The organism is Embleya sp. L77 (assembly GCF_055557415.1).
Map to the genome: position 1 here is coordinate 4292320 of NZ_CM145709.1, position 26892 is coordinate 4319211.

The following is a 26892-nucleotide window of genomic DNA, read 5'->3' on the forward strand; positions in this document are numbered from 1 at the left end:
ACGCCGATCAAGAGCGACGAACCGCGCGTAGAGCGGCCGTTATCTGTGATAGACGTGCTGCCACTGCCCTGAGTTGCGTGTGTCCATCCGCCTGTGACGCAGGTCACCGAATGAAGGCGCAACACGTCACGGCGGAGCGGCCCGCGTATCGGCGAGCACGCTACCGTGCGCCACCACATCCGTCGCCGCCGAGGCGGGACGCCTGTGGACGAATGGGATGATGCGGCGTCAGTTCGCCTTGCAGATGTCCTGATCCGCGTTCCGGGTGTCGGCCATGACCGAGGTCTTCGCCGATTCGGCCGGCGCGGCGGTGCCGCCGGCGACGGCGACACCGGCTGCCGGGGCGGCCCCGTCCGGTCGGCGGGTGGGCCCGTCGGACGCGGCGTCGATCGAAGGTGCCACCCCCGGTGTTGCCGCCGGATCCGGTTTGCGCCGACCGTCCAGGGGCTCGTCGTGATTGATCGCGTCGAACAGGCGTCGGGCGTCCGGCTGGATCAGGGCGACCCGGTTGTCGTCCTCCGGCGGGTTGTACACCGGTACGTGCGCGAAAGTGATGTTCCTGGTCTCCAGGTCCTGCATCCCGCGCGCGAGCTCGACCAGGGCCGCCACCGAATCCAGGCCCTCGTCGGCCCGGATCGACTTGGTCAGCGCGTCGGCCAGGGCGAAGAGCCGGGACGGGCTGGAGAGCGTGTCGCCGCTGCGGATCTGCTTCGCGAGCGAGGCCACGAACGCCTGTTGCCGCTTGATCCGCCCCAGATCGCTGCCGTCCCCGCCGAGCCCGATGTCGTGACGCAGCCGGACGTAGTCCAGGGCCTCCCTGCCGTGCACCTTGCGTCGGCCGGCGGACAACGTGATGTTGCCCTCGCGGTCCTGCACGGTCCGGGGCAGGCAGATCTCCACGCCGCCGACCGCGTCGACCATGCCCTTGAAGCCGGAGAAGTCCACGATGATGTGGTGGTCCACGCGCATGTCGGTGATCTTCTCGACGGTGTTGCGCGTGCACGCCGCGCCGCCGAGTTCGAACGCCGAATTGAACATCACCCCGCGCTGTTCGGCGGAGCGCGCGCCGTCCCTGGTCACACACGAGGGCACGGTGACCAGCAGGTCGCGCGGGATGCTCATGACCACCGCGTGCTCGCGGTCCGAGGACAGGTGTACGAACAGCGTGGTGTCCGAGCGTTCGCCGTTGTCCCCGCCGCCGCCCAGCGCGCGGTTCTCGCCGGCTCGCGAGTCCGAGCCGATGATCAGCAGATTCATCGGCTTGCCCTTGCCGTTGCCGCCCACCGCCGGGCGATCGGCGTTGAGCTTGCCGTCCACCGCGTCGGTCTCGAGGTTGCCGTTGAGCCGTTGGTACGCGACGTAGGCAGCCGAGACGCCGGTGAGCAGGATCAGCGAGATGCCGACTCCGATCGGCAGGAACACCTTGCGCCGCCGGTTGCGTTTCTTGCGCGCGCGGCGCGCGGCGGCCCGACCGGAGCCGGATTCGACCGGCGCGGCAGGCGCGGACTCGTGGGTCGCGGGCGGCTTCTCGGGCGCGGCGGGCTCGGCCGCGCCCTCGGGCCGGTACAGGTGATCCCACGTATCCATGAACCCACGCCTCCCCGCCTGCTGAGGGACCGCCGGGCACGGCACTACGGGCGGTCGTGGCCACGAAAGCGCAGCACGACCCGTCTTGTCATGGCCTAGTCGGCGGAACGGGTGACGGCACGGGTGACCCGCTCGACCTCGATCCGCCGCTCCAGCAGGGATTCATCCAGGTGACGGCATACGACGACGGGGACCGACGCGGCAAGCGGCGCGAGGACGGCCGCCCGCAATCCACCCGTTCGGGCGAAGCTCAAAGAGGTGAGCAGGCGATCGCCGGGGACCAGCTTCCACTCCCGCGCGGCGGCCTCGCCCGCCTCGGCCAACTCGCCGGCCGTCCACTCGCGTCCGGCCTCCGCAAGCGCCGGGGCATCCGCGCGTACCGGGCCCTCGGGGACGAACCGGTCGCCGTGCCCGGCCACTTCGGCCGCGTAGTCCAGGAAGCCGGCCGGCGGCGTGGGAAACCGCCCGCCCATCGGCCGCAGCGCCAGGGCGACCCGCTCGCCCGGGCAGGTCGCGGCACGATCGAGGGTGTCCGGGCCGGACACCACCACATCGGCGTCGGCGGGATCGCCGTCGAAGCTCACCACCAGGCCCAGCGACCAGGCCGCGAGCAGCCACACCTGGGTCTGCCAGTGCGCGGGCAGCAGCAGCGAAACGCGTGCGCCCGGCTCGACCGCGAGGTCGTCGCGCAGCAGGTTCGCGGTCTTGGCGACCCAGTTGTCGAACGTCGCGACGGAGAGCTCGACCCGCTCGCCGGTGGCGTCGTCGTAGAAGGTGGTGAAGGGCCGCGCGGAGTCGGCGGCGAGCGCGATGCGCAACTGATCGACCGGAGTGCTGAGCATGCTCCCAGCCTATCGAGCCGACGCGTCGATGGTGCAAATGGGTGTAATTGCCGCATTCGGTACGGGATTCAGCCCCGCGCGGGAACCGGTAGAGCTCGACCGCCCACGATGGAGGGGCCCGCCCGTGTACATCAGAATCGCGTTGTCGATCGCCGCCCTCGCCGTACCCGCCGTGCTCGTCGGACCACCCGCGCACGCCGAGGACCGGCCGAGCACCCCCGGTTCGACGGTGACCCTCCCGTTGACCGGCATCGAACAGGAGCCGGACGCCGGCGCGCCGCGGGTGGGCCGGACCGAGGTGCTCACCACCGAACGCGGCACCCCCGCCTACTCGTTGCTCGGCGTCACCTGGGCCGACCCGGGCGCCGGCGCACGGATGGCGGTGCACGTGCGCACCCGCACCGGCGGAGTGTGGAGCCCGTGGCACGAGCTGCACACCGGGGTCGACGGCACCGATGAGGCCGAAGGTGGTGCCCGCGGCGGCACCGAGCCGTTCTGGGCGGGCCGGTCCGACGGCATCCAGGTCCGCGTGGGCGTGCTGGACGGCGTACTGCCCAAGGACCTGCGTGCCGAACTGGTCGACCCCGGCGAGTCGATCCTGGACCGGATGCCACCTCGCCAGACCCTGCCCAACCGCACCGACGGCCGCGCGGTCAAGGGCCACGCCGAAAAGCCGGCGATCGTGGCCCGCGCGGACTGGGGCGCCGACGAGTCGCTGCGGGACGCGAAGTTCAAGTACACGAACACCGTGCGAGCCGCGTTCGTGCACCACACCGCCGACGGCAACGACTTCCCGTGCAGCGACTCGGCCAAGGTGCTCCGGTCGATCTACCGCTACCACGTCAAGACCAACGGCTGGGCCGACGTGGGCTACAACTTCCTGGTGGACAAGTGCGGCACGATCTTCGAGGGTCGCGCCGGCGGCACCGACAAGCCGGTCCTGGGCGCACACACCCTCGGCTTCAACACCGACAGCATGGGCGTCGCCGCGATGGGCACCTACACCACCGCCGCGCCGCACGGACGGATGCTGATCGCCCTCTCCCGCGTGATCGCGTGGAAGCTCGGCCTCGACGACCGCAACCCCAAGGGCAAGGTCACGTTGACCTCGTCGGACAGCGGCAGCCGCTACCCCAAGGGCACGACCCACGCATTCGACGTGATCTCCGGCCACCGGGACGCGTTCAACACCGAGTGCCCCGGCCAGAAGCTCTACGACCAACTACCCGCGATCCGCACCGACGTGGCCCTGCGGGTGGGGTGAGCAGCGTCGGCTCCGCCGACTGCCCGCGGTTTTTCGCGCCGACGAAGACCGCGGGCGCCTGCCCAGGCGCCGCCCGCGATCCGTACCGACGCGGCCTGCGCGTGGGTCGAACCTTTGTTCGTGCTCGGCCGGTCAGGCGGGCTTGTCGACGATCTCCCGGAGCCGTTCCACCAGCGGCTCCACCACCGCCTCGGGTACGAAGCGCTCGCGGGCGAGCGCGACCGCCGCGGCACGCAGCCGGGCCACCTCGGCCGGGTGCTGGGCCAACCGGCGCAGTGCGTCGGCCAGGGCGTCCGAATCGCCCGCCGGCACGAACAACCCCGCCGGCCCGAACAGTCGGCGCTGCGGCGCGGTGTCCGAGGTGAGCACCGCGCACCCCGCCGCCGCCCCCTGGAAGACCTTGTTCGGCACCAGCCGCAGCGCCTTGGCGCCGGTGCCGAACACGCCCAGGCACACGTCGTGCGCCGCGACCAGGCGCGGCAGCTCGGCCTCCGGAACCCAGGTCCGCCAGGTCACCCGGGGTGCGTCCGGGCCGACCAGGTCCCGGGTCCGCTGCGCCTGCAACCCCCGTCCGATCATCGTCACCGTGATCGGATAGCCCTCCAGCCGACTCAGCGCGGCACCGATCACCGGCGCGCCCTGCACCGGCGAGTACAGCCCGAACGAGATCACCCGCAGGTCCTCACCCGGCCGGAAGTCCGGCGCGAAGTCCCCCGGCAGGGCCGCCGCGACATCGCCGGGTCGGGCATCGCCCGCCGGGTCCGTGGTGGAGCCCGGCTCGCCCGCCGCCATCGGCGTCGGATCGGTGCTCGCCCGGCCCGCGTCGAACCACACCGGCGCCGCCCCGATCGGCACCACGACCGCCCGGTCGCGATGCCCGGGCAGGAGCACCCGGCGGTGCTCCTCGGTGTCCACGAGCACCAACCGGGCCGCGGCGATCGCGGCCTGCTCGATCCGGTCGACCTTGCGCAGTTCGGCCTGCGCCGACTGGCCGAGCCGATCGGCCACGTCGTCCACGCTCTCCAGGTGGTCGAGCACGAGCGGTACGCCCGGGAACAGCCGACGGGCGATCTGGATGTCGAGCCGACCCTGATAGCCGACGATCACCACGTCCGGACGCGGCGCGCGGCGGGCCTTGGCGACCAGTTCCGCGATGCACCGGGCGTGCCGTATGCGCTGGCGGGGGATCCCCGGATGGGCCGCGGGGGGCGGGACCATCGGCCCGGCGTCCATGTGTCCGAGGGGAACGTTGCAGGTCACCACCTCGATACCGTGGCGCCGCAAGCCCTCGATGAGGATTCCCACCCGGGGGTGGACGGTCGTGTCATAGGTGCCGAACGCCATCACCCGCATAGGTGAAGTCTGCTCTGCGCACATCGGGGCAAAACCGGGAAGGTACCGTGGCGGTCCCGACCCGGACCGCGAGGAGAGCCAGTTGCACCCGAGTGCCCGTCACCGTGTGTGGCGTCCGGGCTTCCCGCTCGACCTGCGGCTGACCCTGGGCCAACTGCGCCGCGGCCACAGCGACCCCACGTATCACGCGGGCGCCGACGGCTCGGTGTGGCGGACCTCGCGCACGCCGGACGGGCCGTGCACGCTGCGGCTGCTCGACCGTCCCGGGACCGGCGAGGTCGAGGCGAGCGCGTGGGGGCCCGGCGCCGGATGGCAACTCGACGCACTGCCGGCCCTGCTCGGCGCCGAGGACGAACCGGATGCCTTCGTCGCCCGGCACCCGATCGTCCGGGACGCCGAACGCCGGTTCGCGGGCCTGCGGATGCCGCGCACGACGCTGGTGCTGGCCGCGCTGGTGCCCTCGATCCTGGAGCAGAAGGTCACCACGATCGAGGCGCGCCGGGCGTTTCGGCTGCTGCTGGGCAAGTACGGCGAGGCGCCGCCGGGGCCTGCGCCGACCGGCCTGCGGGTGGTGCCCGACGTCCGTACCTGGGCGCTGATCCCGTCCTGGGACTGGGTCCGGGCCGGCGTGGACGGGCGCCGCTCGCGCACCGTGATGGAGGCGGTCCGGGTGGCCGGCCGGCTGGAGGCGACCACGGGCGTGGCCCACCCCGAGGCGGCCCGACTGCTGCAACTGGTGCCCGGGATCGGGATATGGACCGCGGCCGAGACCATGCAGCGCTCGCACGGCGACGCGGACGCGTTGTCGGTGGGCGACCTGCACCTGCCCAAGACGATCGGCTTCGCGCTGGCCGGACACGCGGTCGACGACGCGGGGATGCTCGAACTGCTCGCCGGCTACCCCGGACACCGGCACCGGGCCGCGCTGTTGATCCGCATGTCGGGCGTGAAGGTCCCGCGCCGCGCACCTCGGTACGGACCGCGTCGGCACTTCGTCGGCAAGGCCTTGTGAACCAGGCTTTGTGAACAAGGTGTCGTGCGCAGGTGTGGTGATCCGACCCCGATCCCGACTCCGACCGGGGACGCCACGTTTGTCGGCGGAGGGCTCGGGCAGCCGTTCGGGTGAAGGACCCGGCTGTGCAACTCGCAGCAGGAACCGACACCGAGAACGAGGAGGAAGTGCTAGTGACGACCGTCCAGCACTCGATCGACGTGGACGTGCCGGTCCGCACCGCGTACAACCAGTGGACCCAGTTCCGGGAGTTCCCGCAGTTCATGAGCGGGGTCGAGCGGATCGAGCAACTCGATGCGACGCGAACCCACTGGGTCACCCGAATCGCCGGAGTGACCCGGGAGTTCGACGCCGAGATCACCGAACAGCGACCCGACGAGCGGGTCGCGTGGAAGACCGTGGACGGCCCGCATCAGGCGGGCGTGGTCACCTTCCACCGGCTCGACGACGTGCACACCAGGGTGATGCTCCAGATGGAGTTCGACCCCGAGGGTCTGGTCGAGACGGTGGGCGACAAGCTCGGCTTCGTGCGTGGCCGCACCAAGGGCGACCTCGAACACTTCAAGGTGTTCGTGGAGAAGCGGGGCCACGAGACCGGGGCCTGGCGCGGCGAGGTCGAGCCGCCCGGCAGCCACGGTTCCGCCGATCTGCCGCAGACACCGCCCCCGCCCTATGACGGCCCCGAAATGTCGCCGAACCCCGGACGCACCGGAGCCCCCGGCGGCGGACACATCCCGCCGCCGCGTCCGCAGGCCCCGCCGACCGTCGGCGGATCCTCGGTCGGAGGCTACTGACGTGGCGTGACGCCCCCGGACATCGGCCGGACATCGCTTTCGACCCGTCGTCGGCAGCGGTGTGGGCCCGCCGAATCCGGGCCGGCAGCGCCACGCGGCAGAGTCCGTGCACAAAGGGGTGGGCGCGCCATCGGAAATCCGGTGGCGCGCCCACCCCTTCGTCCTGTTCGTGCGCCGCTCAGCGCACCACGATCACATCGTCCGCCGCGCGGACCGGACGCTCCCGAGGCGGCTCGGCCGGCCGGCCCACCGCGACGGCACCCATCGGGTCCCAGTCGGCGGGCAGCGCGAGCGTGGCGCGTACCACGTCGGGACAGAACATCGTCGACGACACCCACGCGGACCCCAGGCCCTCCGCGGTCAGCGCGATCAGCAGGTTCTGCACGGCGGCGCCCGCCGCGACGGTGAACATCTCCCGCTCGGCCCGCATCCGCACCGGATCGGGGTAGGTGTGCGCGCCGTCGGTGACCAGGCACGGCACCACCAGATACGGCGCGCCGCGCAACACGTCGCCACGCTTGACCCGCTGCGCGATGCGCTCCTCGCCCAGGCCGTCCGCCCGCAGATCCGCCACCCACGCGTCGCGCATCGCGTCCAGCAGCGCGGTCCGGGCCGGCGCGCTCTCCAAGAGCACGAACCGCCACGGCACGGTGTGGTGCGGGGCCGGCGCCGTGATCGCGGCGGCCACCGCGCGACGCACCGCGTCCGGGTCCACCGGTTCGTCGGTGAACGCGCGCACCGTGCGCCGCGCGGTGATCGCGTTCCGGGCGCCCTCGCCGACCGCCTCCTGGGTGCCGAGCCGGAACATGTCGTCCTCGGCGCCGCGCACCAGCGGACGTACCCCGGCGCCGTCCGCGTCGATGACCAGATGCCCCAGGCCGCGCACGATCGCCACCGGGACCGCGCCCGCCTTGCCCTTGACCAACTCGGCCGCGCCGGCGAGTTCGTCCACCACCGCGGTGACGGTGACCGCGAGTTCGTTGCCGTGCGTGTCGATCCGGCCCCGGTGGTCGTCCAGCGCGTCCAGCCCCGCCACGCCGATCGCCACATCGGTGACCCCGGTACGCCAGGGCCGGCCGAAGGTGTCCGACACGACGACGCCCACCCGGACGCCGGCCGACTCGGCCAGTGCCGCGCGCAATCGGCGGGCCGAGGCGTCCGAGTCCTCCGGAAGCAGCAGCAGGGTGCCGGGTTGCGTGTTGGACGCGTCCACGCCCGCCGCCGCCATCACGAATCCGTGCCGGGTCTCCACGATCCGGGTGCGGCCCTTGCGCGCGACCAGGCGGACCGCCTCGGTGTCGATCACCTTCTCCCGATCGACCCCGCGCAACAACCGGCCCTCGGCCTTGCTGAGGATCTTCGAGGTCACCACGAGCACGTCGCCGTCGCGCAGGCCGGGCCCGTCCGGTCCCGCCGCCGCGTCCGCGATCAGCCGGCCCAGATCGGCGCCCTCGCCGATCTCCGGCAGCCCGGGCACCCCGAACACCGAGTAGCCGCGCGGCGGAGCCCCCATCAGCGCACCTCGTCCGCGAGTGCGAGCGCGGCGCGGGCCATCTCGGCGGTGGCCTCGACGTCGGTCATCAGCAACGGGATCGCCCGGCACGGGATGCCGGCCGCCTCGACGGCGAGCACCGTGTCCGCGTCCGCGGTGTCCACGAGCCAGCCGTCCAGCAGCCCCGGTCCGTAGTGCTGGGCGACGGCGGCGGCGCTCGTCTCGACGCCGACCGCCGCCAGGACCCGGTCGGCCATTCCGCGTACGGGTGCGCCGCCGATGATCGGCGACAACCCGATCACCGGTGCCTCCGCGGCCACCAGCGCCTCGCGGATCCCGGGTACGCCCAGGATGGTGCCGATGCTGACCACGGGATTGGACGGCGGGAACAGGATCAGGTCGGCCTCGGCAATTGCCTCCAGGACGCCGGGCGCGGGCTTGGCCGTCTCGATGCCCACCGGCACGATCGCGTGCGCGGTCGGCGCGGCGCGAAGCCGCACCCAGTACTCCTGGAAGTGGATCGCCTTGCGGGTGCCGGGCTTGTCGGGATCGTCGATCACCACGTGCGTCTCGACCCGATCGTCGCTCATCGGGACGAGTCGTACACCGGGCTGCCACCGCGCGCACAGCGCCTCGGTGACCGCCGACAACGGGTAGCCGGCGCCGAGCATCTGGGTCCGCACGATGTGCGTCGCGTAGTCCCGGTCGCCCAGCCCGAACCAGGTCGGTTCGACACCGTACGCGGCCATCTCCTCGCGAATGCTCCAGGACTCCTCGCGGCGCCCCCAGCCCTGCTCCTCGTTGATGCCGTCGCCGAGTGTGTACATGACGGTGTCGAGGTCCGGACACACCTTGAGCCCGAACAGGTGGATGTCGTCCCCGGTGTTGCCGACGACGGTGATCTCCGCTTCCGGAACGGCCGCCTTGAGACCCCGCAAGAACCGGGCCCCACCGATGCCGCCGGCAAGTACAACGATGCGCATGGGATCAGTCTCGCAGGCTGCTTGTTGGGCGCCTTCGGCGCCGGCTCGCGAGGCACCACTTTTTTCTCTCCCCCGCTTCGCTCCTCCGAGAAAAAAGTGGCCCCTCGCTCGTGACTGCGTGTCCCTCCGCTTCGCTCCGGGCCACACCGTCCACACTTTGCGGCTCCGCCGCTCTCCGCGCTTCGCGCGTCGATCACTGGGGGCGGGCTGGGTCGGGGGCGCTGACGCGCCTGGGGGAGTGGGGTGATGGGCCGGGGGCGTGGGGTGAATCACGTGCCGGGTGGGGTGAGGGGTGGAGGCTCGGGGTGGGGGGCGGTGGGGGAGTAGGTCTTACGGAGGGGTGACGTCGGCGTGGGGTGGGGGGTGGGGGGTCGGTGTCGGCCTAGCGTTGGGGGATGAGAATCCTGGTTACCGGCGGCGCCGGGTTCATCGGAACGCACGTCGTCGAATGCCTGACCGAAGCCGGACACGAGGTGCGGGTGCTCGATCTGGTGCCGGTCGAGGACGTGGATGCGGTACAGGGCGATGTGCGCGATCCGGCGGTCGTGGACCGGGCGTTGGTCGGGGTGGATGCGGTCTGCCATCAGGCTGCCAAGGTCGGCTTGGGCCTGGACCTGAACGATGCGCCGGACTATGTCGGCTGCAACGACCTGGGTACCGCGGTGCTGCTCGCCGCGATGGCGCGGGCGGGTATCGGCCGTCTGGTGCTGGCGAGTTCGATGGTCGTCTACGGCGAGGGGCTGGGCCACTGCGCCGAGCACGGCGAGGTCGTGCCGGGTCCGCGGCCGGTCGAGGCGCTGATGGCCGGCCGCTTCGAGCCGCCGTGCCCGATGTGCGGGCGGGCGGTGACGCCCGGCCGGATTTGCGAGGAGGCGGCGCCCGACCCGCGCAACGTGTACGCCGCGACCAAGCTTGCCCAGGAGCACCTGGCGGGCGCCTGGGCCCGGGCCACCGGCGGTGTGGCCACGGCGCTGCGCTACCACAACGTCTACGGTCCGAGGATGCCGCTGGACACCCCGTACGCCGGCGTCGCCGCGATCTTCCGCTCGATGCTGCGTGCCGGTCTGCCCCCGAGGGTGTACGAAGACGGCGGCCAACGCCGCGACTTCGTCCACGTCCGCGACGTGGCCACCGCCAACCTGGCCGCTCTGGACCGCTCCGGCCACGGCCTTCGCGCCTACAACGTCGCCACCGGCGTCCCCCACACGGTGGGCGAAATGGCCGTGGCCCTGTCCGAGGCGCACGCCGGCCCGGCCCCGATCACGACGGCCGAATACCGCCTGGGCGACGTCCGGCACATCACCGCCTCGGCCACCCGCCTGGAGACCGAACTCGGGTGGCAGGCCACGATCGAATTCAAGCACGGCATGGCGGAGTTCGCCCAGGCATGACCCCGACGCCCCCGACGACCGTCACAAACCACCGGCCCCACCCCCGACGCACCGACACCCTCACCCCGCCGGCAGCCTCACCTCGAAGCGGCAGCCCATTCCCGTGTTTGCCACGCCGACCCGGCCCGAGTGGGCCTCGACGATGCCGCGGACGATGGCCAGGCCCAATCCCGCGCCGCCGCCGGGGGCCGGGGTGCGGGCGTGGGTGCCGCGCCAGCCGGTGTCGAAGACTCGGGGGAGGTCCTCCTCCGGGATGCCGCCGCATGCGTCGGTCACCGAGACCACGACCTCGCCCTCGGCGGTGCTCACCCCGACCGCGACCGTGCCGTCCGAGGGGGTGTGCCGGATCGCGTTGACCAGGAGGTTCGTGATCGCCCGGGACATCTCGCGGCCGTCCACCCGGACCGGCACCGCGACGATGTCCTCGCCCGCCACCCGGACCGAGCAGGATCGGGCCAATTCCTCCGTACCGGCCATCGCGTCCGCCACCAGGTCGTAGAGCGAGACCCGGGCCAGGGTCAGCTTCAGGGCGCCCGCCTGGATCCGGGACAACTCGAACAGGTCGTCCACCATCCCGCTGAGCCGATCCACCTCGGTCCTGATCCGCCGGTGATAGCGCGCCGGATCCTCCGGCAGCCCGTCCTCCAGCGCTTCGGCCATCGCGCGCAGGCCCGCGAGCGGCGTGCGCAGGTCGTGCGAGATCCACGCGATCAGCTCGCGTCGGGCGTGCTCGACCGCCCGCTCGCGCTCCCGGGATTCGCTCAGTTGTACGCCGGCACGCTCCAACTCCCGGCCCAACTCCGCAAGTTCCACCACGGCGGAGACTCGGCGCGGCGGTCCCGGCGGGCCGCCGCCGAGTGCTCGCGCGGTGCCGCGCAGGGCCCGGACGTCGGCCACCACCGGACGGCCGAGCAGCATCGCCACACCGATCGCGAGTACGGCCGAGACCGCGCAGACCACCATCACCACGGTCAGGTCGTGCGAGGAGAGCAGCATCGCCTGGGAGACCCCGACCGTACCCGCGGCCATGCCGGCTATCGTCACCACCGACATCGCGGCCAAGGCGACCGAGAGCGAACGATTGCGCAGCGCGCGCAGGCCGAGTACGCCCAGCAGGGTGGCCCCGAGCCCGCTGCCCGCCGCGATCAGGCAGATCAGCGCAAAATCCTTCACAGGCACTCGGGTTCGACCTCCAGCCGGTAGCCCACGCCCCACACGGTCACCAGGAGCCGGGGCGCGGCCGGGTCGTCCTCGATCTTCTCCCGCAGTCGCCGTACATGCACGGTCACCGTGGATTGGTCGCCGAACTCCCAGCCCCAGACCCGGCGCATCAGCTCGTCCCGGGAAAAGGCCCGGCCCGGGTTGCCGAGGAAGAAGCCCAGCAGGTCGAACTCTCGTGCGGTGAGCGAGAGTTCACGGCCGGCGCGAAGCACCCGGTGGGCGGCGACATTCATCTCCAGGTCCGCGTGCCGCAGCACCGAGGGCATCGGCGGCGGAGCCGGCACCGCGACCCGGCGCAGCACGGACTGCACCCGCAGGACGAGTTCCCGGGGGCTGAACGGCTTGGTGACGTAGTCGTCCGCGCCGACTTCGAGGCCGAGCACCCGGTCGCCCTCGTCGCCCAGCGCGGTCAGCATCACCACCGGCACCGGGCCGCGCTCGCGCAGCCGTCGGCAGACGTCCAGCCCGTCCATGCCCGGCAGCATCAGGTCGAGCACCACCAGATCGGGCATCTCGGCGAACGCCAGATCGAGCGCGGTGGGCCCGTCGGCGGCGTGTGCCGTACCGAACCCCGCGCGTTCGAGATAACCGACGACGACTTCGGCCACGGTCGGGTCGTCGTCGACGACGAGCACCTTCATGCCGGCGAGTGTAGGTGTGCGAAGAGGGACGATTCCGGCGGGAGGCCGATCCGTAAGGGGGCCGTAACCCACACGGCCGTATCGCGGCGACGTCAGCACTCCGTAAGCACGTCAAGCCTGGGTATGCGGCCTGCGCGTACCTAGCGTGAGCCGCATGGACGCCTCTTCAGCGCATCCCGCCGAGCATTTTGTGGACGTCGTGCTGCCGTGCCTCGACGAGGCCGACGCGCTCCCGTGGGTGCTCGCCCGGATGCCGGCCGGATATCGCCCCATCGTCGTGGACAACGGCTCGCGCGACGGCTCGGCCGAACTGGCCCGGTCGCTCGGCGCCCGCGTGGTGGCCGAGGAGCGCCGCGGCTTCGGCGCGGCCTGTCACGCCGGGCTGCTCGCGGCGACCGCGCCGATCGTGTGCTTTTGCGACTGCGACGCGTCGCTGGACCCCGGGCAGCTGCCCGAGGTGGCCGGCCCCGTGCTCGCCGGTGGCGCGGACCTGGTGCTCGGTCGCCGCCGCCCGCAGACCCTCGGCGCCTGGCCGCCGCATGCGCGCCTGGCCAACCTGTTGCTGGCCCGCCGCCTGCGCCGGCGCACCGGTGCGCGGCTGCACGACCTGGGGCCGATGCGGGCCGCCCGGCGCGCCGAACTGCTCGCGCTGGCGGTCGCGGACCGCCGCTCCGGCTACCCGCTGGAGACCGTGGTGCGCGCCGCCGACGCCGGATGGCGGATCGCCGAGGTGGACGTGCGCTACCTGCCGCGCTCCGGTCGCTCCAAGGTCACCGGCACGGTCCGGGGCACGGTCACCGCGGTCCGGGACATGAGCGCCGTGCTCGCCCGTGCGGGGCGGCCCGCATGAGCACCCTCGTGGTGATCGCCAAGGCGCCGCTGCCCGGTCGGGTAAAGACCCGGTTGACCCCGCCGCTGACCCCGGACCAGGCCGCGGCGGTGGCCGAGGCCGCGCTCACCGACACGCTCGCGGCCGTACTCGCCACGCCCGCGCGCCGCCGGGTCCTGGTGCTCGCCGGCGAGCCCGGGCCGTGGCTGCCGGCCGGCTTCGACGTGGTGCCGCAGGGGGTCGGTGGCCTCGACCTGCGCCTGGCCAGCGCGTTCGCCGGCTGTACCGGACCGACCCTGCTGGTCGGCATGGACACCCCACAGATCACGCCCGAGTTGCTGACCGTGGACTGGTCGGCCGCCGACGCGTGGTTCGGCCCGGCGACCGATGGCGGATTCTGGGCGATCGGACTGCGCGAGCCCGACCCGTCGGTGTTTCCCGGGGTGCCGATGTCGATGCCGCGGACCGGCGCGATCCAGCGGGCCCGACTGCTCGCCGCCGGGCTGACCGTACGCGACCTGCCCACGCTCACCGACATCGACACGGCCGCCGACCTGGCCGCGGTCACCCGCGACATCCCCGGCACCCACTGCGCCGGCGTGGCCCGCGCGCTGCTCGGCGGCGAGGTGTACGCATGACCTTGGTCCGCGACCCCGACCACCCGACCGACGTTGCCGCGGGTGCTCGGGCCGATCTCGCTGCGGATGCTCCGGTGGTCTTTGCCTCGGGTGCTCGGGCGGACTTTGTTTCGGGTGCTCGGGGCGATCTTGTTGCGGATGCTCCGGTGGTCTTTGCCTCGGGTGCTCGGGCGGACTTTGTTTCGGGTGCTCGGGGCGATCTTGTTGCGGATGCTTCGGTGGTCCTTGCCCCGGGGGCTCGGGTGGACTTTGTTTCGGGTGTTCGGGGCGATCTTGCTGCGGATGCTTCGGCGGTCCTTGCCCCGGGGGCTCGGGTGGACTTTGTTTCGGGTGTTCGGGTCGATCTCGCTGCGGATGCTTCGGTGGTCCCTGCCTCGGGTGCTGCGGATCTTGCCCCGGACGCTCCGGACGACCCGTACACGATCGCGCTGCGCGACGGGGGAGCGCTGTACCTGCGCCGACACGGCCGCCGTCGGCAACGCCTGGAACTCTCCCGCTGGTGTGCCGAACCGGACGCCGCCGACGACACCATGCTCGCCCGCTGTACCGGCCCCACCCTGGACATCGGCTGCGGCCCTGGTCGGCTGACCGCGGCACTCGGTCGCCGAGGGGTGGCCGCCCTCGGTGTCGATCCGGTGCCGGCCGCCGTCGCTCGGGCCCTGGCCGCCGGGGCCGCCGCGCTGTGCCGCTCGGTATTCGAGCCGCTGCCCGGCGAAGGCCGCTGGGCCGCCGCCCTCCTCGCCGACGGCAACATCGGCATCGGCGGCGACCCGGGCCGGCTGCTCGACCGCATCCACGGCCTGCTGGCCCCCGGCGGCCTGCTCGTGGTGGAGACCGACCCGCAGGACGTACACGAACGCTTCGCCGCCCGCGTCGAAAACGACCACGGCGGTCGGAGCAGCGCCTTCCGCTGGGCCCGCGTCGGCACTCCCGCGCTACGCACCCTCGCCCGCGCCCACCGCTTCACCATGATCGACGCGTGGGCCGGCCCGAACCGCACCTTCGCCGCCCTGTCCCGGGCCTGACCGAGGGCTGATTCGGGGTTCGACGCACGTCGGGCCGCGCGGACCCGGCGCGCGTTGGGGTCACCGGGGCGCGGAGCGGACGGGTGGTTCGGGTCGGGTTGGGTCGGTCGCTGTGTGTTGGCTGCTGTGTGTTGGCTGCCCGCTCCGTGCCGGGTTGCCTGTCCGCTTCGCGGCCAGGGTTGGGTTGGTCGGCCGCGTCGGGCTGCCTGTCCGCTTCGCGGCCAGGGTTGGTCGGTCGCTCCGCGCCGGGTTGCACAGCCGCTACGCGGCCACGGTCGGGCCGGTCGCTGCGTGTTGGCTGCCCGCTCTGCGTCGGGTTGCCTGTCCGCTTCGCGGCCAGGGTTGGTCGGTCGCTCCGCGCCGGGTTGCACAGCCGCTACGCGGCCACGGTCGGGCCGGTCGCTGCGTGTTGGCTGCCCGCTCCGTGCCGGGCTGCTTGTCCGCTTCGCGGCCAGGGTTGGGCCGCGTCGGGCCGCGTCGGGCCGCGTCGGGTTGCCTGTCCGCTTCGCGGCCAGGTTGGGTCGGTCGCTCCGCGCCGGGTTGCACAGCCGCTACGCGGCCACGGTTGGGCCGGTCGCTGCGTGTTGGCTGTCGGCTCCGCGTCGGGCTGCCTGTCCGCTTCGCGGCCACGGTTGGGTCGGTTGCTCCGTGCCGGGTTGCACAGCCGCTACCCGGCCGACACCGGGGCCGCGCCCGCCTCTTTACTTGCCCCGCCGCCCTCGCACCACCAATACGAGCCCCACCCCCACCCACACCGCCGCCCACACGATGGCCAGTCCCCGTCCGTAGTTCAGTGGCAACACCGACGGGTTCTGCGTGGGCAGCGGGCGCAGCAGTGCCGGGAGGGCGATCAGCGTTCCCGCCACGCCCACCGCCAGGCCGCCCAGCACGGTTCGCCGCACCCATGGGGCCGGGCCGCGCCGCATCCGCATCGCCGCCGCACCGACCGCGAACACCACGACCGCGAACACCGCGTCGTGCAGCAGCAGTCCGCCGATCAGCCACTCGGCCAGACCCACCCGCTCGGTCAGGAACGGGTCGTCCCAGGCGCCGGCAACGCCCCACCCGATGCCCGCCAAGCCGGCGGCGCCCAGTACGAGCCGAACCGCGCGCACCACCCGCCCGGTTCGTGGCGCGACCGGCTCGGGCGCGATTGCCGTGCTCATCCCAGCACCTCCATCCGGGTGACCCACTTCGTCTGGAGTACGCCCGGCCGGTTCGGCGCGATGATCCGGGCCGGATACCCGTGGTCCTCGGCCAGCGGCGCGCCGTCCAGCATCAGCGCCAGCAGGGTCAGCGAGTCGCGCGCCCACTCGTCCGGCATGTCCATCACCGAGTACGGACTGAACCGCTCGTGCGAGAACACCCGCAGCCGGGCGCCCGGCGGCGCGCCCGCCCGCGCCATCAGGTCCCGGATCCGCACTCCCGACCAGTGCGCCGACGCACTCCACCCCTCGACGCACGTGATCGGCAGCGTGGCCTCGTGCTGCGGCATCGCCGACAGCTCGGCCCGGGTCAGCGCGAACGGGCGCGGCCCGAGCACCTCCAGACGCCACGCGGGATCGCGGACCGCCGTCAACACGCCCGCCGCGGCCGCCGTTCGGTTCACCGGCAGGCCCTGTGGGCCGATGTCCGCCCGCCGCGGCGCCAGCACCGAGACCCGCCCCAGCGGAGTCACCGTCTGCCCCACCGTGGCCAGCGTGACCACGCCCACCCCGGCGCCGAGCACGGTGAACAGCCCGCGCCGCGTCGGCCCTTCGACCGCGGCCGGCGTACCCCGGGGACGCCGCCAGTGCGCCACGATCAGCGGCAGCTTTACCGCGACGTGCAGGGTGACCGCCCCGCCGGCCACCCACCCGAGCCAGTAGTGCGCCGGCACGAACGGGAACGGCCACGGGTACCACTGAACGACGTTCAGCAGCCCGGTGACCAGCTCGAAGATCGCCGCCATCATCAGCACCGCGATGGACAAGCGCTCCAGCGCGTGCCCGACGGACCTCGCCGGCGGCCAGGCGAACAGCCGCGGATAGACCACCCACAGCTTCACCAGGAGCAGTGGCACCGCCGCGATCCCGACCGCCACGTGCAGCCCCTGGGTGACCCGATACCCCCACACCGGCCGGGACGGCAGCGCGAGCCAGTGCGGCTGATGTTGCAGTAGATGACTGAACAGGCCGGTCAGGAAACAAATCAGGAAGGCGAGGCCGAGCAATCGGCCGACCGACACGACCGTACGCGGATCGTGCAGTGCGCCGCGGAACGCGCCGGCTCGGAGGGGACCGCGCCGCAGCCCGGCGGGTGGGTCCGGCAAGCGGATGTCGAGCTTCATGCGTCCAGCCAACGCCGAAAACCCGCCGCCGGCCCGCATTGACCGCCTTACGGAGTGCTGACGGTCGGCCCGGGATGCCCCGATAACGACACCACCGCGGCCAGACTCACGCCATGTCACCCAGCACGGAGCCCTCGGGCACGGAGCCCTCCGGCACCGAAACGCCACCCACCCGCACCGCATCCACCATCGCGGCCACCACCACCGGACTCGCCCTCGCCGGCGCCGTCGGCTACGCGGTGTACGGCCCGTGGACGCACCCCGGCAGTGCCGGCGTGTACGTCGTGTACGGCGCCGCCTGGGCGCTGTTCGTGCTCGGCGCCTTCCTCGTGCGGCGGCTGCCGGTGCGTCGTGCGGTGGTGCTGATCCTGGTCGGGGCGGTCGCGCTGCCCGTACTGGCCGCCGGCGCGCCGCCGCGCACCAGCGACGACGCCTACCGCTACGCGTTCGACGGGCGGGTCCAGGCGGCGGGCCGCTCGCCCTACGCGCACGCGCCGGCCGATCCGGAGGTGGCCGGCTTCCGCGACGACTGGCTGTTCCCGAAGGGCGAGTGCACCGGATGGTTCAGGCACCCGCTGCCCGACGGCTCGTGCACCCGGATCAACCGGCCCGAGGTGCACACCATCTACCCGCCGGTGGCCGAGGGTTACTACTGGCTCGTGCACGCCGTCACCCCGTCCGGCCGGCGCGAACCGGTCCAGGCCGCCGCCGCGTTGCTGGCGATCCTGGTGACCGTCGCGCTGCTCGTGGTGCTGCGCCGGTTCGGCCGCGACCCCAGACACGCGGTGTGGTGGGCCTGGTGTCCGATGGTCGCGCTGGAGGCGGGCAACAACGCGCACGTGGACGTGCTGGGCGTGCTGCTGATGGTGCTCGGACTGGCCGCGATCGCCGGCCGCCGGCCGATCCTGGGCGGCGTGCTGCTCGGCGGCGCCGTCGCGACCAAGATGTTTCCCGCCGCGGCCCTGGCCGGCGGCCTGCGTCGGGCGCCGGTGCGGCTGCTCGGCTCGGCCGGGCTCACCGTGCTGCTGGTCTACCTGCCGCACGTGCTCGCGGTCGGACCCGCCGTGCTCGGCTATCTGCCCGGCTACCTGGAGGAGGAACGCTACGACGACGGCGCGCGTTTCGGCCTGCTCGGCCTGGTGCTGCCGACCGGCCTCACGCCGTACGCGGCCGTGCTCGTGCTGATCGTGCTCGCCGTCGTGGTGGCGGCCCGCGCCGACCCGGATCGCCCGTGGCAGGCCGCACTCACGCTGACCGCCGGCATGCTGTTCGTGCTGACCCCGGCCTACCCCTGGTACACGCTGCTCGTGGTCGCGCTCGTGGCGCTGGACGGGCGGCGCCCGGAATGGCTCGCGCTCGGCCCGGCGGGATATGCCCTGTACCTCACCTGGGGACTGGAGTTGAGCGCCGGGCAGGTCCGGGCCACCCACCGACTCGGCTACGGCGCGGCGCTGCTGCTCGTGCTCGGCGTGGCGCTCTACCGATGGTTGCGGGCCGCGGACGGTACCACCGGCAGGCCCGCCGCCTTCCAGGCCTGGAAGCCGCCGATCAGGTCGGTCGCCTCGGACAGCCCCAGGTCCAGCAGCGACGCCGCGGCGAGACTGGACGCGTAGCCCTCGTTGCACACCACGACCACGCGCAGGTCGTAGCCGGTGGCCTCGGGCAGCCGCGCCTCGCCCTCGGGATCGAAGCGCCATTCCAGGTGATTTCGTTCGATGACCAACGCGCCCGGGATCGCACCGTCGGCGTCGCGCTGGAAGTCGGGGCGGGTGTCCACCAGCACCGCGCCGTCGTGGAACGCGGCGTGCGCCTGCTCGGGGGTCACCCGCACGAGCCTGGCCCGGGCCTGGTCCAGGAGTCGGTCGACGGCGCTCACCACTGCTCTCCCGAACGCTCGACGCCGACCCGGCGCAGCGGCTCGAAGCTCGGCCGCGCGATGTTCTCGCCGGCGTCGTAGAGGTTCATCGAGTCCAGTCGAGGCGTGTACACGTGCACGCTGATCGCCGGCTCGGTGCCCATGTTGGTCACCTCGTGCACGTAGGTCGGCCCGAACACGCGGGTCGCGCCGGCGGTGAGCACCCGCTCGCGGGCGCCGGCCCGGCGCAGCGGGGTGACCACCAGGGAGCGCTCGTGCAGTTCGCCCGAGACCACGGTGAACACGCCGGACGAGCCGCCGTGATCGTGCAGCCCGGTGCCCTGGCCGGGCAGCCAGCTCAGCAGCCAGACCTCCATGTCCTCGGTCGCGGCGAGCCGCTTGTACCAGCGGGAGATCGGGTCGTAGCGGACCTGGTCGAGCTCGGTCGCCACCCGGCCGGCATGCTGCCGGGCGAGCGCGGCGAGCCGGGCGACGGCCGGACGCACGGGGGGAGCGGCGGGAAGGGCGAGCACGGCGGGGGCGGCGAGCGGGTCGCCGGCGACGGTGATGTCGCTGGACATAGGGAAAGTCCTTCGGGATGTCTGCGCGATATGGCTGGCGCGGCGGATCAGGCGAACGCGGCGGATCGAAAGCGAACACGCGAGCGGCCGACAGCAACCCGAACGGACATTCGGCCGAAGGAGACGGCCGTGCCGATATAAGGGGGAAAAGAGTGCCGCCGCTTGCGCGGAGGACTGCCGAAAAGGCGTCCTCAGGCGATACAGCCCGGACAACAGCTGTACACGTGGTCGCACGGCGGACACAGCGCGCTGAACACCCGACGGACGTCGACAGGACGACTCCGGTACCGGCTGCAGCGTGCGGACATGGGAAAAGAAGACCGTCTACGGGGTGGCCGTGTCAACTCGCCACGGTCCACCGGGCACCGGTCGTCACCGAATCGGACGCCCGCTGCCCGATTCGGGTGAGGAATCCGGGGAAGGGATTGAAGCCCACGGGGCACGGGGAGGCCCATTTTCGGGCGACCTCGACGAGTGACCCCGACATGTGACCTCGGTCATCATCGCGGTTTTCGGGCCCATCCCGGGAACTGCGCGGACGGTGTGAGGCGTAGTCCAATGCAGAGGTCATCACGGGTTGGCATCGAATGTCGTCGCGCCTCCCGCCGGTACGCTCCCCGCCCGGAACGTCGAGGCGATCGCGCAACGAAGTCCTTGTCCGGATCTGTCCATTTATGTGGCCAATCCGGATTGCTGTGGTCCCGGGGAGTGAATCCCCGCCCTAATAGCAGAGCCCGGCTTGACGTCGCAGCAACGACGCGCTTGTAATTTCACACACGTCGTGAACCGTTACCGGTAACGGCTTAATCACGGGGACGCAAAAACGGGTCGAGGAGGCACGCGATGGGCGAGCTGTTCCAGCTACTGGTCGCCGACGGCGAGAGCGAGGAGGAGGAGCTCGGTTGGCAGGAGCGCGCACTGTGCGCGCAGACCGACCCCGAGTCCTTCTTCCCGGAGAAGGGCGGCTCGACGCGGGAGGCCAAGAAGGTCTGCCTGGCGTGCGAGGTGCGCGACGAGTGCCTGGAATACGCGCTGGCCAACGACGAGCGCTTCGGGATCTGGGGCGGACTGTCCGAGCGCGAACGGCGCCGGCTCAAGAAGGCCGCCGTCTGACCGTCGCCCGCTGACGGTCGCCGGCAGGGCCCCGACCCGAGCAGAGCGGGCGCGGGGTGCCCGTCGCGTAGTGTGTTGGCCGTTCGGCCGGATGCCGGACCGCTGGTACCACGCCGCTTCGAGCCCCCCGGGGTCCCCGCACTCGATGTCACTTTTCAGCCATCAGTCGGCATACGCGCAAGCTCCGGCTTTTCCACGGCACATCGTCACCGCGATCCTCGTCGCCCACGACGGGGCACGCTGGTTGCCCGGCACTCTGACCGGCCTGCTCGGTCAGGAGCGCCCGGCCCAGCGCGTCGTCGCGGTCGACACCGGCAGTACCGACGCCTCGGCCGGTCTGCTGGAGGACGCGCTCGGTCAAGGCTCGGTGCTGCATGCCGAGCGACGGACCGCGTTCGGTGCCGCCGTGAGTGAAGCCCTGCGTGCCGCGCCGCACCTCGACCCCGCGTCCCTGCCCTACCGGATCGACGCGTACGACGCGTCGGACCCGTACGGCGACACCGATCAGGACCGCCCGCCGCGGTCGACCGAACCGGTCGAGTGGCTGTGGCTCCTGCACGACGACAGCGAGCCCGCACCCGACGCGCTGCACCTGCTGCTGCGTGCCGCCGACGAGCTGCCCTCCGCGGCCGTGCTCGGTCCCAAGGTGCGCAGTTGGTACGACCGCAGGCAACTCCTCGAAGTCGGCACCACCCTCACCGGCAGCGGCCGGCGCTGGACCGGCCTGGAGCGTCGCGAGCAGGACCAGGGCCAGCACGACGCGGTCCGCGGCGTGCTCTCGGTCTCCAGCGCGGGCATGCTGGTGCGCCGCGACGTGTGGGAGGGTCTGGGCGGCTTCGACCCGCGCCTGCCGCTCTCGCGCGACGACACCGACTTCGGCTGGCGGGTCAACGCCGCCGGCCACCGCGTGGTGATCGTGCCGGACGCGGTGGTGCAGCACGCCGAGGCGGCCACGCGCGAGCGCCGGCCGATCGACGTCACGGCGAACCGCCCGCACCGGGTGGACCGCGCGGGGGCCGCCTTCACCCTGCTGGCCAACACCACCGGCGCCGGTTGGCCGCTGCTGTGGTTCCGGCTGTTGTTCGGCGGCCTGTTCCGCAGCCTGGGCTACCTGCTCGGCAAGTTGCCCGGCATGGCCCTGGACGAACTGCTCGGCACCATGACGGTGTTGCTGCGTCCCGGTGCGTTCCTGTCCGCACGCCGCGCCCGGGCCCGCACCCGCACCATGTCCGACAAGGACTTGGGCGACCTGTTCCCCAGCCGCGCCGCCACCGTGCGGCACGCCGCCGAGGGTCTGCTGGGCAACCTGCGGCGAAGCGAGGAGCCGGAGACCCGGTCCGGCCGACACAGCAGCGCGGAATCGGGCCCGGTCGACGAGGACGCCGAGTCGCTCGACACGGAGAGCTTCGTCAAGCTGCGCATGCTGATGCGCCGCCCCGGGCTCTCGCTGGCCGTCGCCCTCACCCTGATCACCCTGTTCGCCGCCCGCTCGTTGCTCGGCGGCGGCAGTCTGTTCGGCGGCGCCCTGCTGCCCCCGCCCGAGGGCGCGGCGGACCTGTGGCACCGCTACCGCGACACGTGGCACGGCGTCGGCTTCGGCGAGGCGGCGAGCGCACCGCCCTACGTCGGGGCGTTGGCCGCGTTCGCGACCCTGCTGCTGGGCAAGGCCGGCACCGCGGTCGCGGTACTGCTGATCGGCAGCGTCCCGTTCGCCGGGATCAGCGCCTACCTGTGCGCACGCCGCCTGGTGTCCGCGCCCGGCGTACGGGTGTGGGGCGCGGCCGTGTACGCGCTGACCCCCGTGGCCACCGGCGCGATCGCCTCCGGCCGGATCGGCACCGCGGTCGCGCTCGTGCTGGCTCCCGTGGTCGCGCGCGGCGCGGCCCAGGTGCTCGGCGCCGGCGACCTGAAGCCGTCCATGCGCGCGGCCTGGGCCACCGGTCTGGCCCTGGCCGTCGCGGCGGCGTTCACCCCGCTGTTGTGGCTCGCGGTCGTGCTGCTCGCGCTGATCGCCGTCGGGGCGTCCTTCGCCGGACTGCTCGGCCCGCGTCCGGGGATGGGCCTGCTGGTGCGGATCGGTGTCGTGCTCGGCACCCCGCTCGTACTGCTCGGCCCGTGGACCCTGGCCCTGGCGGGCAAGCCCACGCTGTTCCTGACCGAGCCCGGGTTGGCCGGCGACGCGCTGGCCGAGAAGGGCACCAGCCCGGTCGGTCTGCTGCTCCTGGACCCGGGCGGTCCCGGGACGCTGCCGATGTGGCTCACCGGTGCACTGCTCCTGGCGGCGCTGGCCGCGCTGTTGCGCGATTCGCGTCGCACGGCGGTGCTGGGCGCGTGGGCGGTGGCCGTGGTCGGCCTGGTCCTCGCGGTCGTGGTCAGCCACGTCGAACTCACCGTCGAGGCCACCGGCGACAAGGCCCCCGCCTGGCCCGGCGCGGCGGTGGTGCTGATCGCGCTCGGCTACGTCGCCGCCGCGATGGTCGGCGCCGAGGACGCCCGCACCCGGGTCGCGGCCGGCAGCTTCGGCTGGCGGCAGCCCACCGCGGTGGTGCTGGCCGTGCTGGCCGGGGTCACCCCGCTCGCGGCGGCCGCGGTCTGGCTGTGGCAGGGCGCGAACGGGCCGCTGGAGCGGCGCGACCCGGTCGTGGTGCCCGCGTTCGTGGCCGAGGAGGCCACCGGGTCGCGGCACCCGCGCACCCTGGTGCTGACGTCGCCCGAATCGGGCAACGTCACCTACACGGTCGTGCGCGGCGCGGGCCCGGTGCTCGGCGATGCCGAGCTGGCGCCCAAGGCGTCCACCTACCGACAGTTCGACGCCTTCCTGGGCAAACTGCTCTCCGGTGGCGGTGGCGCGACCGCGAGCATGCTCGCCCCGTACGGCATCGAGTTCGTCCAGCTCAAGCCCCCGGTGGGCAGCGAGTTGACCGCCCGTCTCGACGGCACGCCGGGCCTGGCCCGGGTCGGCGCCACCCAGGGCGCGACCCTGTGGCGCCTGCAATACCCGGTCGGCCGCGCGCTGATCGTCGACCCCGACGGTCGCAGCGTGGCGATCCCCTCCACCCGTGCGGGCGTGTCCACCCGGATCGAGGCCGGCCCGCAGGGTCGGATCCTGCGGCTCGCGGAACGCGTCGACTCGGGCTGGCAGGCCACCCAGGGCGGGAAGAAGCTGACCGCCCGCACGCTGGACGGCTGGGCGCAGGGCTTCGAACTGCGCCCCGAGGCGGGCCGGCTCGAACTCACCCACACGTCCGGCGGACACGGCATCTGGCTGCTCGTCCAAGGCGTCCTGGTGTTCGTCGTGTTCGTCATGGCGCTGCCCGCGCGCAGGCGCGGCACCGACGACGACCTGCCGGACAGCGCCGGTCCGTCCCCCGCCGTCGGCGAGGGCACCGGGCGACGCGCCCGCCGGGCCAAGGCCGAGGCGGAGGAGCCGGTGCCGGCCCCGGAGGCGGTACCGGTCGCGTCGGCCGCCGGCGCCCCGGACGCGTTCGGCTTCCCCGAACAGCGCACCGACCCGGCCGAGCCGCCGGTGCCGGTGGAGGCGTGGAACGGGGCGTCCTACGAAGCCGCCGCGACGCCTGCCTACGAGCAGTACCCGCAGCAGGGCTACGGGCAGGAGTACCAGGGCTACCCGGACTACCAGGGCTACCAGTACGACCAGGGCGCCCCGGTCCCGCCGGGCGCGCCGGAGGGATCGGACGCGGCCGGCTCCTACGGCTGGGTCCCGCCCCGGCCGCAGCACCCCGTCTACGACGAGTACGGCAACGTGGTGCCCGCGCCTCAGTACGACCCGAACGCCTACCCGGACGGCGGCGGATGGCCGCCCGAGCCGAGCCCGGGTGACCAACCGTGGCCGCCGCCCTCGCAGGGAGATCGCCCGTGAAGCGCACCACCCTCTCCCTGGCCGTCGTCGTCGCGCTGCTGGCCGCGGTCGTCGGCCTGGCGACCGTGACCCGCCCGACCGAGAGCAAGGCCGCGCCGCCGCCGGCGGCGAGTCGGGTGCCGATCCAACAGACCGAGCTGAGCTGCCCGAACATCCGGGAGCTGCCCGGCAGTTCGACGGCGATCAGCGCGCTGACCCCGCCTGCGGCGAACGCGGCGGGCGGCGGGGAGGCGAGCATCGTCGACCTCGGCGACCGGACCAAGGTGCGCACCAAAATCGAGGCCCCGGGCAAGCTCGCGAGCTTCGGCGTGGACAACGTCGACGTCCCGCCGCTCGTGGGCAACGCCGCCGGGGCGTTCGCGCCGGGCTTCTCGGCCGGCGCGGTCACCCGCGTGCCCAGCGGCGCCGGACGCGGCCTGGCCGGTGTGGCCTGCGAGGCGCCGACCACCGACCGCTGGTTCGTGGGCACCTCCACCGCGGAGAACCGCGACGCCTACCTGTACCTGTCCAACAGCAAGGACACGCCGGCCGTCGTCGACGTGGAACTGTTCGGGCCGAACGGCCCGATCGACGCCGAGGCGGGCCGCGGGCTGACCCTGGCGCCGGGAGCGACGCTGCCGCTGATGTTGCGCACGCTCAACCCGAGCGCGGTCTTCCCGGGCGTGGCGGTGCACGTGATCGCCCGCACCGGCCGGGTCGGCGCGGCGATCCGGGACCAGGAGGGCGCGGTGGGCACCGACTGGCTGCCCTCGGCCGGGGCCCCGGGCCGCAACCTGGTGATCGCCGGCCTGCCCGCGATCGCCGGCGAGGCGGGCAACGTGCAGCTGATGGTGCTCTCGCCGAGTGGCGAGAGCACCGACGTCCAGGTGTCCGTGGCCGGCAAGGTGAACACCTTCAGGCCGGTCGAGCACGAGAGCACCGAGGTCAAGGGCAACAAGCTGACGGTGGTCGACCTCGGCCCGGTCACCCGGGGCGACGCGGGCGCGCTGCGGCTGACCGCCGGGCGCGCGGACATCATCGCCGGCGTCCGGGTGGTGCAGGGCAGCGGAGCGGACGCCGAGGTGGCCTTCCTGGCCGCCGGCCCCGAACTCGCCGGGCGCGCGGTGGTCGCCGAGAACCGTTCCGGCGGCGCGGTCACCAGCACGATCTCGCTCACCGCGCCCAAGGGCCCGGCCAAGGTCAAGCTCACCTCGATCGGCGACAAGGGCGAGCCGGTGTCCGCGGACGTGGAGGTGCCCGCCGGCACCACGGTCCAGGTGCCCGCTCCGGTGCCCGCCGGCGCCGCCCGGTTCGCGGTGATCGCCGAGGCACAGCCGGGCTCGCAGCCGGTGCACGCGGCCCGCACGATCACCGAGACGATGGGCAAGACCGCGGCGTTCACGGTGCAGCCGTTCGTGCCGACGGTGGAGACCGTCGTGGTGCCCAACGCACACGAGGACCTGTCCCTGCTGGTCCCGCAGAAATAGCGCCGCGGCGCGACGGAAACGACACGGCCCGGGCCCCGCGAAGGGGACCCGGGCCGTTGCGTCGCGGGGGCGCTCAGTCGTCGGGGTCGATGGTGTCCGGATCCATCCCCAGCAGATCGGCGACCTGCTCCACGAGCACGTCGTTGACCAGCATCTCCAGCTCGGTCCGGCCCTCCGCGCGCAGCTCCAGCGGGCGGCGGTACAAGATGATCGTCGCCGGGACGCCCTTGGTCGCCGGCACCAGCCGGCCCAGCGCCACCGCCTCGTCGCCGTTCACCGCCGTCTCGGCCTCGGGCACGTCCAGGACCGCGAAGCGGACCTCCTCCAATTGCGGCCAGCGCTTGGCGAGCCGTTCGACGACGTCGGCGGCGAGGTCGTCGAACCGCTGCGCGCGGGTGAGCGCGATCGGCACGGGGGGCGGGGCGAGCGGGCCGCGCATGCCGCGGCCGTGCCGGTCGCGCCGACTACGGCGCCGCCGGTCACGCTCACGAGGAGAAGAGGGGACCGAGTGCTCGTTGTGCACGGGACGAGCTTAGGGCCTGAGGGCCGGATCCGGATCGGTCCACGCGGGCCCGGTTCGGGTCTGCGTCGGGGGC

21 protein-coding genes and 2 pseudogenes are annotated in these 26892 nt (G+C 73.1%); 11 read left to right on the plus strand and 12 right to left on the minus strand.

The genetic code is table 11. The features are described 5' to 3' along the window. Window positions 1-228: 228 nt before the first annotated feature. A complete protein-coding gene (locus ACZOOI_RS18400) occupies window positions 229-1587 on the minus strand; it encodes an LCP family protein (protein ID WP_465276897.1) in 1359 nt (452 codons plus the stop codon). Between the two features lie 95 nt (window positions 1588-1682). After that, the gene (locus ACZOOI_RS18405; RefSeq protein WP_465276898.1) at window positions 1683-2429 is read right to left on the minus strand and encodes a TIGR03089 family protein; all 747 of its coding nucleotides are present in this window, start codon (window positions 2427-2429) and stop codon (window positions 1683-1685) included. Window positions 2430-2553: 124 nt separating this feature from the next. Between ACZOOI_RS18405 and ACZOOI_RS18410 the strand changes: the two genes are divergently transcribed. Then, the gene (locus ACZOOI_RS18410) at window positions 2554-3693 is read left to right on the plus strand and encodes a peptidoglycan recognition protein family protein (RefSeq protein ID WP_465276899.1); all 1140 of its coding nucleotides are present in this window, start codon (window positions 2554-2556) and stop codon (window positions 3691-3693) included. Between the two features lie 132 nt (window positions 3694-3825). Here the strand turns inward: ACZOOI_RS18410 and ACZOOI_RS18415 are convergent, their stop codons facing one another. Then, window positions 3826-5046 carry a glycosyltransferase family protein gene (locus ACZOOI_RS18415; RefSeq protein WP_465276900.1) on the minus strand — a complete coding sequence of 407 codons (1221 nt, stop codon included), beginning with the start codon at window positions 5044-5046 and terminating at the stop codon, window positions 3826-3828. Between the two features lie 82 nt (window positions 5047-5128). Between ACZOOI_RS18415 and ACZOOI_RS18420 the strand changes: the two genes are divergently transcribed. Both ACZOOI_RS18420 and ACZOOI_RS18425 read left to right on the plus strand, forming a co-directional pair. Further along, window positions 5129-6058: a DNA-3-methyladenine glycosylase family protein gene (locus tag ACZOOI_RS18420; RefSeq protein ID WP_465276901.1), complete on the plus strand. Its 930-nt coding sequence runs from the start codon at window positions 5129-5131 to the stop codon at window positions 6056-6058. 173 nt (window positions 6059-6231) lie between these two features. Continuing rightward, window positions 6232-6675: pseudogene (locus ACZOOI_RS18425) on the plus strand (SRPBCC family protein); the annotation flags it as partial. 355 nt (window positions 6676-7030) lie between these two features. Here ACZOOI_RS18425 and ACZOOI_RS18430 read toward each other — a convergent pair. Both ACZOOI_RS18430 and cofD read right to left on the minus strand, forming a co-directional pair. Then, window positions 7031-8365, minus strand: coding sequence for a coenzyme F420-0:L-glutamate ligase (locus ACZOOI_RS18430; RefSeq protein ID WP_465276902.1), 1335 nt, complete (start codon window positions 8363-8365; stop codon window positions 7031-7033). After that, complete coding sequence (gene cofD / locus ACZOOI_RS18435) at window positions 8365-9327, minus strand: 2-phospho-L-lactate transferase (protein WP_465276903.1); 963 nt, start codon at window positions 9325-9327, stop codon at window positions 8365-8367. Before cofD ends, ACZOOI_RS18430 begins: the two co-directional genes overlap by 1 nt. Window positions 9328-9722: 395 nt before the next feature. Between cofD and ACZOOI_RS18440 the strand changes: the two genes are divergently transcribed. Then, window positions 9723-10718, plus strand: coding sequence for an NAD-dependent epimerase/dehydratase family protein (locus ACZOOI_RS18440; protein WP_465276904.1), 996 nt, complete (start codon window positions 9723-9725; stop codon window positions 10716-10718). Window positions 10719-10778: 60 nt separating this feature from the next. Here the strand turns inward: ACZOOI_RS18440 and ACZOOI_RS18445 are convergent, their stop codons facing one another. Together ACZOOI_RS18445 and ACZOOI_RS18450 are read right to left on the minus strand one after the other, a co-directional pair. Next, window positions 10779-11891 (minus strand): sensor histidine kinase, encoded by a 1113-nt coding sequence (locus ACZOOI_RS18445; protein WP_465281232.1) that lies wholly within the window; start codon window positions 11889-11891, stop codon window positions 10779-10781. Beyond that, a complete protein-coding gene (locus tag ACZOOI_RS18450) occupies window positions 11888-12580 on the minus strand; it encodes a response regulator transcription factor (RefSeq protein ID WP_465276905.1) in 693 nt (230 codons plus the stop codon). Before ACZOOI_RS18450 ends, ACZOOI_RS18445 begins: the two co-directional genes overlap by 4 nt. 154 nt (window positions 12581-12734) lie before the next feature. Here ACZOOI_RS18450 and ACZOOI_RS18455 point away from each other — a divergent pair, with 154 nt between their 5' ends. From ACZOOI_RS18455 to ACZOOI_RS18465, 3 genes are all read left to right on the plus strand, one after another. Further along, window positions 12735-13430 carry a glycosyltransferase family 2 protein gene (locus tag ACZOOI_RS18455; protein ID WP_465276906.1) on the plus strand — a complete coding sequence of 232 codons (696 nt, stop codon included), beginning with the start codon at window positions 12735-12737 and terminating at the stop codon, window positions 13428-13430. Next, entirely contained in the window at window positions 13427-14047 is a 621-nt protein-coding gene (locus tag ACZOOI_RS18460; RefSeq protein ID WP_465276907.1) for a TIGR04282 family arsenosugar biosynthesis glycosyltransferase, read from the plus strand. The genes ACZOOI_RS18455 and ACZOOI_RS18460 overlap by 4 nt, the downstream gene beginning before the upstream one ends. 362 nt (window positions 14048-14409) lie before the next feature. Then, complete coding sequence (locus ACZOOI_RS18465; RefSeq protein WP_465276908.1) at window positions 14410-15072, plus strand: class I SAM-dependent methyltransferase; 663 nt, start codon at window positions 14410-14412, stop codon at window positions 15070-15072. Window positions 15073-15773: 701 nt separating this feature from the next. On the opposite strand, the gene ACZOOI_RS18470 is transcribed toward ACZOOI_RS18465, so the two are convergent. Then, entirely contained in the window at window positions 15774-16238 is a 465-nt protein-coding gene (locus ACZOOI_RS18470; RefSeq protein ID WP_465276909.1) for a hypothetical protein, read from the minus strand. Beyond that, the gene (locus tag ACZOOI_RS18475; RefSeq protein ID WP_465276910.1) at window positions 16235-17401 is read right to left on the minus strand and encodes a molybdopterin-dependent oxidoreductase; all 1167 of its coding nucleotides are present in this window, start codon (window positions 17399-17401) and stop codon (window positions 16235-16237) included. The genes ACZOOI_RS18470 and ACZOOI_RS18475 overlap by 4 nt, the downstream gene beginning before the upstream one ends. Before the next feature lie 113 nt (window positions 17402-17514). On the opposite strand from ACZOOI_RS18475, the pseudogene ACZOOI_RS18480 reads away from it, so the two are divergent. Then, window positions 17515-18618 (plus strand): annotated as a pseudogene (locus tag ACZOOI_RS18480) (MptA/MptB family glycosyltransferase); the annotation flags it as partial. Window positions 18619-18878: 260 nt separating this feature from the next. Here the strand turns inward: ACZOOI_RS18480 and ACZOOI_RS18485 are convergent. Together ACZOOI_RS18485 and ACZOOI_RS18490 are read right to left on the minus strand one after the other, a co-directional pair. Continuing rightward, window positions 18879-19277, minus strand: coding sequence for a rhodanese-like domain-containing protein (locus ACZOOI_RS18485; RefSeq protein WP_465276911.1), 399 nt, complete (start codon window positions 19275-19277; stop codon window positions 18879-18881). Continuing rightward, a complete protein-coding gene (locus tag ACZOOI_RS18490; RefSeq protein WP_465276912.1) occupies window positions 19274-19837 on the minus strand; it encodes a cysteine dioxygenase in 564 nt (187 codons plus the stop codon). The genes ACZOOI_RS18485 and ACZOOI_RS18490 overlap by 4 nt, the downstream gene beginning before the upstream one ends. Before the next feature lie 843 nt (window positions 19838-20680). Between ACZOOI_RS18490 and ACZOOI_RS18495 the strand changes: the two genes are divergently transcribed. The 3 genes from ACZOOI_RS18495 (at window position 20681) to ACZOOI_RS18505 (ending at window position 26296) form a co-directional block, all read left to right on the plus strand. Then, a complete protein-coding gene (locus ACZOOI_RS18495; RefSeq protein WP_360323362.1) occupies window positions 20681-20950 on the plus strand; it encodes a WhiB family transcriptional regulator in 270 nt (89 codons plus the stop codon). 145 nt (window positions 20951-21095) lie between these two features. Beyond that, the gene (locus ACZOOI_RS18500; RefSeq protein WP_465276913.1) at window positions 21096-24830 is read left to right on the plus strand and encodes a glycosyltransferase family 2 protein; all 3735 of its coding nucleotides are present in this window, start codon (window positions 21096-21098) and stop codon (window positions 24828-24830) included. Beyond that, on the plus strand, window positions 24827-26296 hold the full coding sequence (locus ACZOOI_RS18505; protein ID WP_465276914.1) for a DUF5719 family protein: 1470 nt from the start codon (window positions 24827-24829) through the stop codon (window positions 26294-26296). Before ACZOOI_RS18500 ends, ACZOOI_RS18505 begins: the two co-directional genes overlap by 4 nt. Window positions 26297-26369: 73 nt before the next feature. Here ACZOOI_RS18505 and ACZOOI_RS18510 read toward each other — a convergent pair whose 3' ends face one another. Continuing rightward, complete coding sequence (locus ACZOOI_RS18510) at window positions 26370-26735, minus strand: metallopeptidase family protein (protein WP_355545354.1); 366 nt, start codon at window positions 26733-26735, stop codon at window positions 26370-26372. Window positions 26736-26892: the final 157 nt, after the last annotated feature.

What these genes read in the sequence shown, in the direction of transcription:
- ACZOOI_RS18415 (WP_465276900.1), bottom strand. Translation starts at nt 5,046, where the DNA reads ATGCGGGTGATGGCGTTCGGCACCTATGACACGACCGTCCACCCCCGG.
- ACZOOI_RS18405 (WP_465276898.1), bottom strand. Translation starts at nt 2,429, where the DNA reads ATGCTCAGCACTCCGGTCGATCAGTTGCGCATCGCGCTCGCCGCCGAC.
- ACZOOI_RS18455 (WP_465276906.1), top strand. Translation starts at nt 12,735, where the DNA reads ATGGACGCCTCTTCAGCGCATCCCGCCGAGCATTTTGTGGACGTCGTG.
- ACZOOI_RS18400 (WP_465276897.1), bottom strand. Translation starts at nt 1,587, where the DNA reads ATGGATACGTGGGATCACCTGTACCGGCCCGAGGGCGCGGCCGAGCCC.
- ACZOOI_RS18495 (WP_360323362.1), top strand. Translation starts at nt 20,681, where the DNA reads ATGGGCGAGCTGTTCCAGCTACTGGTCGCCGACGGCGAGAGCGAGGAG.
- ACZOOI_RS18430 (WP_465276902.1), bottom strand. Translation starts at nt 8,365, where the DNA reads ATGGGGGCTCCGCCGCGCGGCTACTCGGTGTTCGGGGTGCCCGGGCTG.
- ACZOOI_RS18440 (WP_465276904.1), top strand. Translation starts at nt 9,723, where the DNA reads ATGAGAATCCTGGTTACCGGCGGCGCCGGGTTCATCGGAACGCACGTC.
- ACZOOI_RS18460 (WP_465276907.1), top strand. Translation starts at nt 13,427, where the DNA reads ATGAGCACCCTCGTGGTGATCGCCAAGGCGCCGCTGCCCGGTCGGGTA.
- ACZOOI_RS18475 (WP_465276910.1), bottom strand. Translation starts at nt 17,401, where the DNA reads ATGAAGCTCGACATCCGCTTGCCGGACCCACCCGCCGGGCTGCGGCGC.
- ACZOOI_RS18510 (WP_355545354.1), bottom strand. Translation starts at nt 26,735, where the DNA reads ATGCGCGGCCCGCTCGCCCCGCCCCCCGTGCCGATCGCGCTCACCCGC.
- ACZOOI_RS18490 (WP_465276912.1), bottom strand. Translation starts at nt 19,837, where the DNA reads ATGTCCAGCGACATCACCGTCGCCGGCGACCCGCTCGCCGCCCCCGCC.
- ACZOOI_RS18470 (WP_465276909.1), bottom strand. Translation starts at nt 16,238, where the DNA reads ATGAGCACGGCAATCGCGCCCGAGCCGGTCGCGCCACGAACCGGGCGG.
- ACZOOI_RS18500 (WP_465276913.1), top strand. Translation starts at nt 21,096, where the DNA reads ATGTCACTTTTCAGCCATCAGTCGGCATACGCGCAAGCTCCGGCTTTT.
- cofD (WP_465276903.1), bottom strand. Translation starts at nt 9,327, where the DNA reads ATGCGCATCGTTGTACTTGCCGGCGGCATCGGTGGGGCCCGGTTCTTG.
- ACZOOI_RS18450 (WP_465276905.1), bottom strand. Translation starts at nt 12,580, where the DNA reads ATGAAGGTGCTCGTCGTCGACGACGACCCGACCGTGGCCGAAGTCGTC.